Genomic DNA, 13,892 nt, shown 5'->3' with positions numbered 1-13,892 from the left:
CCCTTTCATACCATGGCTTATTCGACAGAGGCCACCCCCTGCAACATAGAAGGCATGGCATTTTCCTGATTTTCCTGCCGGGAAACGAATACCGGATCCACAGCCTCTTCCGGCCAAAGCAAGGGATCCACCGACGAACCGCCTCCCCACAGGCGCTGCGCCATCTGGCCATCCAGCGCCGCCCCGCAACGCCATGAGACCGCCGAAAGCCGGCGATAGAAGCTGCCATTGATCTGCGTGCACTCTATCAAGGCCTTGCGAAAGCGCGAAAGCATTTCCTGGTCAGGAATGGCCTGATGGGCCCGAAACCAGAAATCCCGCATCTTGCCCTGAAAGGTCAAGCCTTCCAGGTCATACAAGGCATTGCCGCAGACCTTGACTGGGGCACCATGACCCAAAGCCGAAAGACCGGTCGTGCTATTGACCAGCACCACCCCCTTGGCATTCTTGAGCAACGATGGCAGATGCTGGTCATGAATATATAAGACCTTGCCCTGCAAACCATGGCGCTTTGCCAACAGACTGATGATATTGGCGTAGTTCCGGTGTCCCCGGTCCATGGGGTGGTGCTTGAACACCACCACGTCATTCGCAATCGACTTTCCACCTTCGGGCACGCCGTTCATGCGCTCCAGAGCCTGTGCCCTGGAAAATGAATGCAAAACGTGATTGATGAAATCCGTCACGAAATCATAGTTCGAGTGAACCACTATCTGGGCATCGTTATATACCTGCAACGGAGCCAGGAAGAATTTCTTGCGCAAATCTCCAAGCAGCAGATTCTCGATTTCCTTTTCCGTGCGGCGATACCAGAATTTACGCAGATAACTCAGCCACCACCAAGGCGCATCCCTCACGGTCATGCTTCTGTGATGCAGGGAGTTATTCCAGAACCACTGCCCCAGCCAGGCAGCAAAGAAATACAGCATGCCCCACATGGCCGAATGCCAGAATGAATTCCCGACCTTCTTCCATGACTCCGTCACCGGTCCATTCGGATGAGAAGGCTGTGGCGTAGTCTCTTGATGCGCCCTCTGTTTAAGCCATATGGCCAGTCTCTTTTCAAAATGAGAATGCCCGTTGACGCCCATGGGCTCAAACGTGATGTGGTCGGGCCGCAGATAGCCTTCTTCAAACACGCCGAAGGCACAACCCAGACGCTCCGTCATGGAGCGCACGCACGCATGCACAGGCCGGCAATCGCCGAACAGCAGCACCGCGTCAATCCGGTGCCTGATGATGAAGGCCTCCAGAACCTCGGGCCACTGTGCCAACTCCCCCTTAAACGAATGGGCCTTGCGCGGATAGAACAGCCAATCCCCTGCATTGAAGTTGAACTTGAAAACAGTCGCCCCCACCGAGCGCAAGTCCTTGGCCAGGTTCCAGAAAAAAGGCCCTACCGGGCCTTGTAGCAACAAAACACGTTTAGACGCAAATCCACTCTTGTTCTTCATGCGGTAGGAACTGCGGGCTGTCAGGCCGCTTGATATCTTTATGGAGGCGTCATGAAGCATGACCGCCCTATTTTAGGGGTTTCACCGAGAGAGACCTGTGCACATCACGGCACGTTGACAACAAATCGATGAAAAATAATTGCAAAAAAAGGTAAGTATCACCAATCCGACAAAATCGACTGAAGCAATACCTTGGATTTGCGCCATTGCCGCCTCAACCAGCCGGACTTCAGGCCCTGCAAACTGCCCGACTCCTCCAGGGCGGTACGTTGTTCAAGCAAACGCCTGAGCACCGCTTCGCAGCTTGTGTAGCCTCTGAGCACCGGATCCCAGTACAAGGGGTAGTGCAGCAGTGCTCCGGCAACCAGCTCGTCCAGAGACAGCGAGCGGCTGCGGCGCGGCACGGGCAGACAGTCCTGCGTGAGGCCCCAACCAGCGTAGAACGGCCGCCCGTGCACCACCACTTGCTTGTTGCGCAGCAAGGCATCAAAGCCGGTCAACGAGGTCATGGTCACCACCACATCGCAGGCCTCAATACAGCTCACCACCGAAGCGTCTTGCTCAATGTGGTCGGCATACCGCAAAGCCTGAGCCGGCTCTACACGCCCCTTGCGATTGCCGCTGCTCACATCAGGGTGCGGCTTGAAGACAATGAAAGCATCGGGAAATGCAGAGCGTGCTGCCTGGAGCAGACCAAGATTCGTGCAAACACCCTCGGCGTCGCAGCCAAAGCGAATGGATGCGTCGTCCTCCACCTGCCCCGGCACCAGCACCACTTGCCGACCATCCTTCGGACGGTCCTTGTGGAACCAGTCCACCGGGCAATTGGGCTCCAGGTTGTACTTGGTGATGCCGTGCTCGACGATGAAGGCGCGCACATTGCGCGCACGCTCCAGGTCCTGCGCCGTGAATGCCCGGCTATTGAGCAGATCCTCCAGCTCCGAAGGCTGGCCCGGATCGAAATAAATGCCCTTGGCATCCAGCACAAAGGACTGCGGCGGGATCAGGTCGGAACCCAGCCCCACGGAGCGCACAAAGCCGTCCTCCATGCGCAGCAGGCGCACGCCCGCCGCATCAGCCAACTCCTGCACACCTTCTGGCGGCACCCGGCCCCAGCAGACCAGACAGTCATCTCTTTCAGGCTTCAGCGCGGCAGCAGCATCCGCGCTGCGTGCGTGAACAACCCGCTTTGCGTGCAAGGACAGCATCTGCCGAAAATTCCAGGCGCGCCAGCGCGGAAAACCTACGCAAATCATCCGACCCGAGTAACGCCGGGCCATCTCCCGCTGCCTATCCAGCCAGACCGTCATATCTGCGATGGAGCCCAACTGCCTTGTTTCAGGATTCAGATATCGGGTGTAGTGCATATAACCGGCGGCAAACAACTCGTCCACCGAGCGGCTGCGGCCGGCCCTGCGCCCCATGGCTGCATGCTGCGGCTGGCGATCATCCGTCACACCCCAGCCCGCGTACCAGGGCACACCAAAGCAGACCACCGGCTTGCTGGCAAGCAAGGCCTCAAAGCCCATGGTTGAGCTGACCACATAAACCTTGTCCATCTGAGCAATCAGGCTCATCGGGTTGACCGCATCACGCAGCACCACCGTACGGGCATCGGGCTGCACACGCGTCAGATAGCCGCCCTTGCGGCCCGAAGTCACTTCGGGGTGGGTCTTGATATAGACCGTGGCCTGCGGATTCTCGTCCAGCGCTGCCGCCAGCATGGCTTCAAACGTAGCGGCATCCGCCCCACCCTTGGCCACACTCATATCCCCAGCCGTTTGGTCCACCACCAGAACCCGCTGAACATCATCGGCACGCAACACGCCTGCGGGCAGATCCGGTGCATGGTTGTATTTGCTGAGGCCCGCTGAAAGCAGCTTCTCGCGGGCCTGCCGCACCAGCGTGGCATCCGGTGCCAGCACATCGGCATCGCTGCTCAGCAGTTGCTCCAATGCACTGGGTCGCGTGCAATCGTAATAAATGCCTGCATCGTCAATCACCAGCGACAACGGCGGAAAATGCTCTCCCGTGCCAAAGGAGCGCAGAAAGCCATCCTCCAGCGCCACATAAGGCAAACCATGCTTGCCTGCATAGGCCACAGCCTTTCGAGTGGTAGGACGCAGACCCCAGCCGGCTACCACATCAACCGGGGCGGCGTGCCACACGCGCAAGCGCACTGGCGTCGCCTTTAGCAACACCGCCAGCAGAGGAATGCGAAATATTCCTCTCGAAAAAATGCCAATTCTTTCCGACACCTGGCTCTCACATAAAGCGGGTTTACTGTTTGCCGCCGGCACGCAGCACCTGTTGCCGGACCTGATCCTGCGCAGCCCTGACCTGCTCTGGCTTGACACAGATCTCCTCAGGCGCGGCGAAGAGACGGCCTGCAGACAAAGCCTCCAGATCCAGGGGCAGGCCAGGTGCCTTGCCGTGGCGCAAACAATCCAGATGCCAGCTAGCCCAAGCCTCCCAGTAAGCCAGCCGCTGCGGTGAAACACCTGCATCCGAATAGCCTGTGTCCTCTGCCGTCATCAGCGAACCCACACGGTGCGAACCCAATGCCAGCGGCTTCGCAATGCGCTTGACGGCGGCTTTTCCAAACACCAGCCTCAGCCGTGCATGAAACTCACTGTCCGCTCCCGTTCTCACGCAGTCCCAGGCACCCATGCGCTGCAACACCAACTCACGCCGAAACATCGGTGAAGAGGGATTCAGGCGCATCAAGGTATGCACGGGACGGGCATAGAAAACGCCATCATCCTGCATACGCACCCAATGCGAAGTTGTTGCTACCAGCGAAGCGTCTTCCAACAAAGGGCGCACCTGCATTTCGATCTTCAGCGGATGCGACCAATCGTCAGAATCGTGGCATGTCACAAACTCTCCGCGTGCAAGCTGCAGACCCATGCTCTTGGCCAGGTAAGTACCGCCATTCGTTTGCAGCCGCAGCAGCTTCACGCGTGCGTCTTTTTTCGCCCACGTCTCCACCAACTCGGGGGTGTCGTCAGTGCTGGCATCATCCACCACGATGATCTCCAGATTGCGATAGGTCTGGTTCAACAGGGACTCGATCGCTACCGATGCTCTCGCGCCGGTCTGGAACGTCGTCATCAGGACCGAAACCAAAGGACCATCCGCCGCTGCCGGCAAGTCGGGCAATTTCACATTGCATGGGCCGGGTGCCTCATGCGGATTACGCAATGCCAACGGCGGCAAGCCATAAGCAGCAAAAAAAAGATTGAGCCGTTCCAGTTGCTGCTCTGGCCGATCAGGATCCGCCATCGTCTGATAGAGAAACAACTCTGGATAGCGCGCTGCCTGGCCGCTGTTTCGGGCATCTGCCAACAACTCGCGCGCTCGCTGAGTCTGGTTTGTGCGCAACAAAAGCGCAGCATGCAGAGCTGGAGATGCGGCCTCTTGCACAGACTCCAGCAATTGCAGAGCCTCAACAGGCATGAAAGGCGCCAAGGCATCGGCCAATGCGACGCGCAAGCGCGCCGGAGTCCCCCGCCATTGCGCCGCCGCCAGCATCTTGCGTGCCCGGTCATGCTGGCCGCATGCGGCCAGAGAAACCACGGCAGGCATCACATGGCGCCTGCGACCCGGCTTCAGCGGCAGTGCCGCCACCGTGGCATACATGCCCATCCGGTAATATGCCCAAGGCAGCCAGCTATTGAGTCCATTCGAAGAGCTGACACCAACCTCGGCCAGAGCGCTGGCAAAATTGCCGCGCAGCAGATGCAGGAAACCACGCAAGGCCTTCATCAGACTTGCTCCGTTTCCGGGCAGCAATACACCAGCAATCCCGCCGTGGAAGCGTCAAGCCCCGACAGATCGCCAGAATCCATGCGCGTACGCAAATCCTTGGCCAGCGTCTTGCCCAGCTCCACCCCCCACTGGTCAAAGCTGTTGATGCCCCATACCGTGCCTGCAACAAACACCCGGTGCTCATGCAGAGCCAGCAAGGCGCCCAGCGACTCGGGGGTCAATGCATCCAGCAACATGAAGGTGCTGGGGCGATTGCCCGGAAAATCCTGATGCCCTGCCAGTTGCCCAGGCCCTGCCTTGCTTCCCTGCATCAGCGCCTGAGCCTGGGCCAGTGCATTGGCCAGCAAGGCCTCCTGATGCTCGGGCAAGCCATGGGTCGCCGTGCGAGCGGCAATGAACTCCACCGGAATACGCTGGGTTCCCTGGTGCAACCACTGAAAGAAAGCATGCTGGCCATTGCTGCCGGGCTCACCCCAAACCATGCCGGTCGTTGGATAGCCCACAGGCTTGCCATCTGCACGCACCTGCTTGCCATTGCTCTCCATCTCAAGCTGCTGCAGATAAGCCGGCAGTCGGCGCAAGCCATGGTGATACGGCGCAACGCAGCGCCCCGGCATACGCAGAAAACTGCCGTACCACACATCCAGCAAACCCAGCCATACCGGCGCATTGCGCTCCAGCGGCGCCTGGGCAAAGTGCGCATCCATCTCCGCTGCACCGGCCAGCAAACGCTCGAAAACCGCCGGCCCAACGGCCAAAGCCACCGGCAATCCAACGGCAGACCAGATGGAAAAGCGCCCGCCAATCCCCTCCGGGATATGCAGCGTCTGCGTAAAGCCATTCTGACGGGCAATATCTTCGCGCGAAGACACGGCCACAAAATGATCCGGCCAATGCAGGTCACCAGCCGCACATACCCAGGCCTTGGCCGATGCCATATTGCGCTGTGTCTCGGCCGTGGACCAGGACTTGGAAGCCACGATGAACAATGTCCGCTCGGGCTCCAGCCCTTGAAGCGCCTGCTGCAGATCATGGCCGTCCATGTTGGACACCACATGCACACGCGGCCCGCCTTGACACCAGGGTTGCAGTGCCTGCAGCAACAGTTCAGGCCCCAGGCCCGAGCCACCAATGCCGATATGCACCACATCCGTAAAACGGGCCTGTTCACGCAACTGCTGCGCCAAAGTCAGCATGGCGCGAAGGCCCACATGGCATTCGTCCTCTGGCATGGAGCAACCCTGCGGCGCCAAAGGAGCACGCAAGCGCACATGCAAGGCCGGGCGCTGCTCGGTTTCGTTCACCACGGCCCCGGCATACAAGGCATCGCGCCGCTGCGCCAAACCGGCCTCCCTGGCCAATTGCAGCAAGGCCTTCAACACAGCCTCGTCCCACAAGGATTTGGAGCAATCCAGCAAAACATGAGGTGCCTGCAAGCTCAAATACTCAAACCGGCCAGGGCTGCCCAGTGCCTGTTGCAGATTCAGCGTTTGCTCGCAAACGGCAGCCCTGGATTTCAGCGCCTGCCAAATGGGTGTATCCACACTCAAAACTTCATCCTTGTCAAATCACATTTTGCAGGTCTTGCCTGCATTAGCTCTTGAAAAAGTAGCCTTCTGCGCACGTCCCAAAATGGCTTCAAACGATTTGTTATATGAAACCCATCAAGTACGAACGCCAGTAGCTATGCTTTTAGAGCAAGCGACACAATCCCGAACCCGAACCCGAACCCGAACGAGACGCAGCCGAAGCCGTAGATAGCCACACGGCTACCGCCTTACTTCGGACTGCATCGCAAGGGTTGTACTGGCGCTTCCTAGCTGCGCAGCGACTGAAGCAGCGCTTCGAACTGCTCCCCTACCTCTGGGTGCTTGCGCGCCATGGCCAGCGTGGCTTCCAGGTAGCCGATCTTGGAGCCGCAGTCATAGCGCTTGCCCTGATAGCGGTAGGCCAGCACCTGCTCTTCCTTCATCAGCTCGGCAATCCCGTCGGTGAGCTGTATCTCCCCACCAGCGCCCCGACCCAGGCGCGCCAGATGATGGAAGATGCGCGGCGTAAGCACATAGCGCCCCACCACGGCCAGGGTGGAAGGTGCTTCCTCCGGCTTGGGTTTTTCCACAATCGCATGCACGGCCTCCAGGCCTTCCTTGAGAGGCTTGCTGTCCACGATGCCGTAGCTGCGCGTGTCTTCGCGCGGCACTTGCTGCACACCCAGCACCGAGCACTTGTAGTAGTCGTACACGTCCACCATCTGGCGCATCACCGCCGGCTCGCCATCCAGCAAATCATCAGCCAGCAACACGGCAAACGGCTCATTGCCCACTACAGGCTGTGCACACAGCACGGCATGACCGAGACCCAAGGCCTCAGCCTGGCGAATGAAGACGCACTTCATGTCTGAAGGCATCAGGCTGCGCACATAGTTGAGCATCTCGGTCTTGCCGCGACGCTCCAGCTCATTTTCCAGCTCGTAAGCCTTGTCGAAATGGTCTTCGATGCTGCGCTTGCTTCTGCCTGTCACGAACACCATTTCCTTGATGCCAGCAGCCAGAGCTTCTTCCACCGCATACTGAATCAGCGGCTTATCAACCACCGGCAGCATCTCCTTGGGACTGGCCTTGGTGGCAGGTAGAAAACGGGTTCCCATACCCGCGACCGGGAAAACTGCTTTTGTGACCTTCATCGTTGCAAACCTTTAATGAACAAATGACGGCTCACGCATCGCCGCCGAACAAGTCACGTGTATAGACCTTGTGCGGTACATCGGTCAGTTCATCCACAACACGATTGGCCACGATCACATCGGCAATCTGCTTGAACTCCGCCAAATTCTTGACAACGCGGGAGTGGAAGAAATCAGGAGCATCGAGCACAGGCTCATACACAACAACCTCCACACCCTTGGCCTTGAGGCGCTTCATCACCCCCTGGACGGAAGAAGCACGGAAATTGTCCGAGCCGGCCTTCATCACCAGGCGGTAGATACCCACCACCTTGGGATTGCGCTTCAAGATATCGTCCGCCACAAAATCCTTGCGTGTGCGGTTCGACTCCACAATCGCATGCATCAGGCTCTGCGGAACATCGGCATAGTTGGCCAGCAACTGCTTGGTGTCCTTGGGCAGGCAATAACCGCCGTAACCAAACGAAGGATTGTTGTAATGCCCACCAATGCGTGAGTCGAGACTGACCCCTTCAATAATCTGGCGCGTATCCAGCCCATGCACGGCCGCATAGGTATCCAGTTCATTGAAATACGCGACTCGCATGGCCAGATAGGTATTGGCAAACAGCTTGATGGCCTCGGCCTCGGTGCTGTCCGTCAGCAATACCTGAACATCCTTCTTGATGGCGCCCTCGCACAGCAGGTCGGCAAACTGCTGACCGCGCTCGGAACGCTCTCCAACCACGATGCGGCTGGGATGCAGGTTGTCATAAAGGGCCTTGCCTTCACGCAGAAACTCTGGCGAGAAAACAATGTTCTCGCTACCCAGTTGTTCCTTCAGGCGCTTGGTAAAGCCGACAGGCACCGTCGACTTGATCACCATCACCGCATCCGGATTGATGGCCATCACCTCTCGTGCCACCGACTCCACCGACTTGGTATTGAAGTACTGCGTTTGCGGATCGTAATCCGTAGGCGTGGCGATGATGACAAAGTCCGCGCCAGCATAAGCATCCTGCTTATTCAGCGTGGCACGGAAGTTCAGTTTCTTTTCCGCCAGGAAACTCTGAATCTCGGCATCCACAATGGGAGACTTCCTGTCATTGAGCAGAGCTACTTTACGCTCGTCAATATCAAGCGCCACCACCTCATGATGCTGTGCCAACAACATGGCATTCGAGAGGCCGACGTATCCTGTACCCGCAATTGCTATCTTCATAGTTATTTCAAACTTTTCTTAATATTATCTAATTTTAACCAAAGGTAACTAGGAGGCTCTCTCCTGTACGATTTCCTATATAAATCCAAAGACTTTTCCATATATTCATATGAACAATCAAAGTTCCTCATATGGAAAAAACATTCAGATAGCATATAGAGTCCTTCGAAATCCAGGCCAGAGGTATCCTTGACATGAAAATCAAATATCTCAGAATGAGATTCTATATCTTCAGTAGAATTTCCCCCTAAATATCTTCTATAGAAATTTAAAAAACATTTCTTATCCTTCAAATAAGCTTTCATGCATCTGGAATATATATCAGGACCAATATTTCCATCAGCAACAGACATTATTATATCTTTCAATATACCAGAGTTATTTAAGACTCTAGCAACATCATGATTGCCGTAAGGAACTTGAAAATATTTAATGTCCCCACCCCAAACACTCCCACTCAGTATTTTCATATGATTTGCATCGAGGTCATGCAATGGATCATAAAAAATGTAGGTAGGTGAAGAAATAGCTCCAATGCTAGCCACTTCATCAAAGGCCAAATCTCTATTTACACTTTCAAGATCTGCAGGCCACCTTTTCTCTATTGAATTTATTCGCTTATCTATAAATATTTGCGGAGCAATAGCAATACTTGCGGACGCGGAAAATATATTCTGTAGATGACATGCCGCATACCCTCCCATGGAAGATCCATACAAAATATTTTCTTTACCATCATCCCTTATTGATTTAGCAGCCTGGTGAATCTCACTTGAATGCCACCAATGATTTTTTTTGCGCTGGCAAATATAATAAGCTTCTATGTTCCTTTTTTGAAAAAAAGAAGCTCCAAACGAAGTTCCATTTCCAGCAGAATTCCAAGATGCGAAAGAAATAAATTTCTTCTCACTATCTCCTTCATTATGAAAAACCTCAATGTCCTCACCAGAAAATATTTTCTTCATAGCTCACTCGTACAAGGGGAGAGAAATATTCCATGAAATCGCAGAGAACGAATTACCAAGATCTTCACCAAGTTTATTTTTCATAATATTCTCTATCGACTTCTTTGCAAGAAATTGAAGATTCTTTTTATCCTTATTAATGTAAAACAAACTATTTGGAGAATTTTTTCTATAGTAATAAACTCCGATTGGTAAATTATGTATTTTCAGCTTTGAAAGAGCAGATTTTATATAGAACCGATAATCTACCATAGGCACGGAATCGATATCTTCTTCATACCCCCCACCTCCAAGAATTTATCCTTTCTGACAATAAACGTACCTTTGCCAAAAAAATTAATCGACAAGTTGACTTCAGCACCGCCACCCAAAGCCAAAGAGGTATAACCAGGTCGAATAAGCCCGCTATCTACATAATCCTGATGTTCAAAGCAATCGGCAAAGCCAGATATGACATCAATTTCAGGATTCAGAGAGTAACAGCGCGCATACATCTCCAACATATCTGGCTTTGCAATATCATCATCATCGAAGAAGCACACATACTTCCCCTTTGCATGCTTTACAGCCTGATTGCACGCGGCCCCTTTATATATTTTTGTTTCAGAGCGGAAATACCTTGCACCGTACTTTAGCGCAATGGATTCATTTTTATCATACTCAACACTGGCATCATCAAAAACAATAATCTCAGTCTTTTTATAGCTTTGCTTTTTTATTGATGCCAGAGATTCCTCCAAGAGCGCAGGCCTGTCTGCAGTAGGAATAACAATAGAAATCAAATCATTCCCAAAATTAATTTCACTCAAGTCAGACAAACCACCATCTGCCTCTAGATAATCAATCCATTTTTTCTTATTTTCTTGCATTTCAAAGGAAAGAACATCCTCAGAAGTGGAAGGAACATGCTTAACTAGCTTTTCCAAAAGAGAAGAAGATGAGCCACTTTCGAAAAGATAATTATTATGATATTCCTTTTTTATCAACTCTTTGATGCCAGGTATATCGGATGCCAAAAACTTTGCACCATGCAATATAGATTCAACAACGACACACGAAGAAGTCTCTCCTAAAGTCGGAAAAACAAATAAACCATTATTTTCATTGGCAAAATGATATATGTCTGCTGATTTGCAATTGAATTCAAATCTAAAATCAACTGCGCAATCTTTCAGTTTCTCTTCAATATATTTCTTCGAATCTACGTCATCAATTTTTGAAGAATTCCCTGCAAACAAAACATTCAATTTCTCTTCGCTATTTTTTAATGCTTCTAGAAATACATCTATACCTTTCAATCGCTCCATGCGACCATAAAATATAACAAGAGGAATATCTTTTTTCTTGAAACCGAATTTAATTGGAGTTTTAGAAGATTCCCCCTCTTCATGGAGAATAATATTTGGCATCACCTCTGCATTATTGACCCCGAAGTTTGACAGGAACCAACCTTTATAATATTCACTTGGCGTAGTTACTTCATTCGCCATTTTAAGAGACTCTCTTTCCATGAAGAAAGTCACTTTTTCATTCCAGGTTTTTATTTTCTTCTGTCCGAAATGGTATGAGAGAGTATGATTCCCATGCGCTGAAATCACTATTCTCTTATCGCACAAGGCCATTCCATTCTTCTGGGCCAACAAAGAGTAGTAAGCAAGACCCATGTAATCATGAAAAACAATCGTATCAAAACTGGAGGAATTCTCTACCAAATATTCCAATACTGCATGAGAGCGCTGCATTTCCTGAGAACCATAGTTCTTCTTGTTTATATTGGTCACCAGCAATTCAGCATTACACTCTTCTTTATAATATTTTTTCCAGAAATCATAACCTTCTTTGGAATAATATGGATGTGCAATATACAGGACAGATACTCGACTCCCCTGACTTTCTCCAAGAGTTTTAATCATGCTATGAAAGCATGTAGCAATTCCGCCACCTGCAGTAGGCCCTTTAAGTCCAGCCGTTACAAAAAGGACTCTTTTTATAGCGCCGTCTTTTCTTTTTTTATATTGTGACGCGACCGTAGTTTTTTCTTGCTTACTTCTGACGAAATTCAACCCATCAAGATAAATATCCAATGGATTATTTGAATACAACTCTGAATATATCCGCTCAGCCTCAGCATAATTACCCTGCCGAGTCAAATTATTTGCCTTAGAGAAACTCATGAACAGCTCCAATTAGAGTATACAAGGAATATTTTTAATAATCTAAAAGATGACTTAATTGAATTCCAAGTATTATTTCAACCAAGAAATTCAATTAAAAATTCATAAATTAAATCAAAAATTAATTCCGTAATTATCAATTAATACATTCTTGCAGTCATCATTTTTAATGATGCCACTCTCAGGAAACTTGTCCCCTGAATCATTTGTTTTACTATAAGTTCTAAGTATATATTTACCATCAGAATACAGTATGGTTGGATTCTTCTCATCAGTCTTATAATGAGCGCCACAATTATATATATTGTATTTTGACCCACCTTTGGCTATGTACGAAAGCCCTAAAGCACCGAATCTCATCTTAAAATCAGCTATTGACTGTATATTAAGATCTTCATCCACCATCAATGCATATCCACCGCATAGAGATATTACATAGTCCTCGAACTCAGGCTTGATATATTCTTTTATTTTATAAAACCAGTCCAAAGATAGGGCATCGTCATCATCCAGCCTGACAGTGGCACAATATTCATCCGGAGAAATTACAGACAAATATTCTTCAAAACCTTTCGAAACCCCACCAGATTTTTCTGATGTATAAGCCAATTCAATAAAATCATTCTCCTTCTTTACATTTTCTAGAAATATTTTGCTATCTTCTGGTAGGTCGGAAGAGGACAAAATAATAGCTTTGAAGTTAACCGATTCTTCGCTATTAATATTTTCTTTATAAATATTCTGCAAAGAAGGGAGGCAGATTTTTGAAAAAAGGTGTTCTCTAGTTTTCAATCTTTCTTCAGAAAAAAGCACTTCTCTGTAGGAAGAAAATTCAGTGCGACCTATTCTCCAATAGTCTTTTGCCGTTTCTAAAAGAACAGAATACCTTATCAAAATAAAAATATTCTTCTTTATCGTATTAATAGGCGGTTGATTACTAATCAACGGAAAAGAATTGTTACTTTTCAGTTGTTCAGCATGCATTTCTCGAAATATCGTCAATTGTTGCGCGCGTTCTTGCGCTAAGTTTTCCGCAACAACCTTTGATTGAGTCAGATCTTTGATCTGTGCCCGTCTTTCCTGCGCCAGTTCAATCTGCTCGTCGTGCACTTTCATTAACTGCTCCAACAAGACCATTCGCTCTTTGAGTTGTTGTTCCACAGCAGCCTTAGCCAAAGCAGACTGCTCGATCTGCTCCAAGCGCCCCCGTGCCAACAGCATCTGCTCTTCACGCGCCTTGCTGACCTGCTCCAGTTGTTGCGCTCGATCCTGCGACTGCTTTTCAGCTGCGGCCTTGGCCTGAGTCAGTTGCTCGATCTGAGCATGACGCTCCTGCGCCAGCTTGGCTTGCTCGTCACGTGCCTTCGTGAGCTGCTCCAGTTGTTGCGCTCGCTCCTGCGACTGCTTTTCAGCTGCGGCCTTGGCCTGGGTCAGTTGCTCAGTCTGCGCCAGACGCTCCTGCGCCAGCTTGACTTGCTCGTCACGTGCCTTGGTGAGCTGCTCCAGTTGTTGCGCTCGATCCTGCGATTGCTTTTCAGCTGCGGCCTTGGCCTGGGTCAGTTGCTCAATCTGAGCATGACGCTCCTGCGCCAGCTTGGCTTGCTCGTCACGTGCCTTCGTGAGCTGCTCCAGTTGTTGCGCTCG

9 protein-coding genes are annotated in these 13,892 nt (G+C 51.3%); all 9 read right to left on the bottom strand.

Translation table 11 applies throughout. The features are described 5' to 3' along the window. Positions 1 to 17: 17 nt before the first annotated feature. Positions 18 to 1,454: a capsule biosynthesis protein gene (locus JAO85_RS18510; RefSeq protein ID WP_237734907.1), complete on the bottom strand. Its 1,437-nt coding sequence runs from the start codon at positions 1,452 to 1,454 to the stop codon at positions 18 to 20. 158 nt (positions 1,455 to 1,612) lie between these two features. Further along, positions 1,613 to 3,634, bottom strand: coding sequence for a capsular polysaccharide biosynthesis protein (locus tag JAO85_RS18505; protein WP_370552209.1), 2,022 nt, complete (start codon positions 3,632 to 3,634; stop codon positions 1,613 to 1,615). 100 nt (positions 3,635 to 3,734) lie between these two features. After that, positions 3,735 to 5,042 carry a glycosyltransferase family A protein gene (locus JAO85_RS18500; protein ID WP_237734906.1) on the bottom strand — a complete coding sequence of 436 codons (1,308 nt, stop codon included), beginning with the start codon at positions 5,040 to 5,042 and terminating at the stop codon, positions 3,735 to 3,737. Positions 5,043 to 5,221: 179 nt separating this feature from the next. After that, the gene (gene pgi / locus JAO85_RS18495) at positions 5,222 to 6,769 is read right to left on the bottom strand and encodes a glucose-6-phosphate isomerase (RefSeq protein WP_202788702.1); all 1,548 of its coding nucleotides are present in this window, start codon (positions 6,767 to 6,769) and stop codon (positions 5,222 to 5,224) included. Between the two features lie 272 nt (positions 6,770 to 7,041). Beyond that, on the bottom strand, positions 7,042 to 7,908 hold the full coding sequence (galU, locus tag JAO85_RS18490) for a UTP--glucose-1-phosphate uridylyltransferase GalU (RefSeq protein ID WP_034408272.1): 867 nt from the start codon (positions 7,906 to 7,908) through the stop codon (positions 7,042 to 7,044). Positions 7,909 to 7,939: 31 nt separating this feature from the next. Next, a complete protein-coding gene (locus JAO85_RS18485) occupies positions 7,940 to 9,109 on the bottom strand; it encodes a nucleotide sugar dehydrogenase (RefSeq protein ID WP_202788701.1) in 1,170 nt (389 codons plus the stop codon). 2 nt (positions 9,110 to 9,111) lie between these two features. Beyond that, positions 9,112 to 10,074 carry a YqiA/YcfP family alpha/beta fold hydrolase gene (locus tag JAO85_RS18480; protein WP_202788700.1) on the bottom strand — a complete coding sequence of 321 codons (963 nt, stop codon included), beginning with the start codon at positions 10,072 to 10,074 and terminating at the stop codon, positions 9,112 to 9,114. A 245-nt stretch (positions 10,075 to 10,319) separates the two neighbouring features. After that, a complete protein-coding gene (locus tag JAO85_RS18475; protein ID WP_202788699.1) occupies positions 10,320 to 12,248 on the bottom strand; it encodes a glycosyltransferase in 1,929 nt (642 codons plus the stop codon). Positions 12,249 to 12,362: 114 nt separating this feature from the next. After that, the coding region (locus JAO85_RS18470; RefSeq protein ID WP_202788698.1) for a glycosyltransferase at positions 12,363 to 13,892 on the bottom strand (1,530 nt) is incomplete at its 5' end.

Origin of the sequence: Comamonas sp. NyZ500 (assembly GCF_016772095.1) — a bacterium.
Taxonomy (GTDB): domain Bacteria; phylum Pseudomonadota; class Gammaproteobacteria; order Burkholderiales; family Burkholderiaceae_C; genus Comamonas; species Comamonas thiooxydans.
This window is presented reverse-complemented; position numbering and strand designations above follow the sequence as displayed.

Excerpts from the sequence above, each read along its gene's own strand:
- JAO85_RS18510 (WP_237734907.1), bottom strand. The coding sequence starts at position 1,454 with ATGAAGAACAAGAGTGGATTTGCGTCTAAACGTGTTTTGTTGCTACAA.
- JAO85_RS18500 (WP_237734906.1), bottom strand. The coding sequence starts at position 5,042 with ATGCCTGCCGTGGTTTCTCTGGCCGCATGCGGCCAGCATGACCGGGCA.
- galU (WP_034408272.1), bottom strand. The coding sequence starts at position 7,908 with ATGAAGGTCACAAAAGCAGTTTTCCCGGTCGCGGGTATGGGAACCCGT.
- JAO85_RS18485 (WP_202788701.1), bottom strand. The coding sequence starts at position 9,109 with ATGAAGATAGCAATTGCGGGTACAGGATACGTCGGCCTCTCGAATGCC.
- JAO85_RS18480 (WP_202788700.1), bottom strand. The coding sequence starts at position 10,074 with ATGAAGAAAATATTTTCTGGTGAGGACATTGAGGTTTTTCATAATGAA.
- JAO85_RS18475 (WP_202788699.1), bottom strand. The coding sequence starts at position 12,248 with ATGAGTTTCTCTAAGGCAAATAATTTGACTCGGCAGGGTAATTATGCT.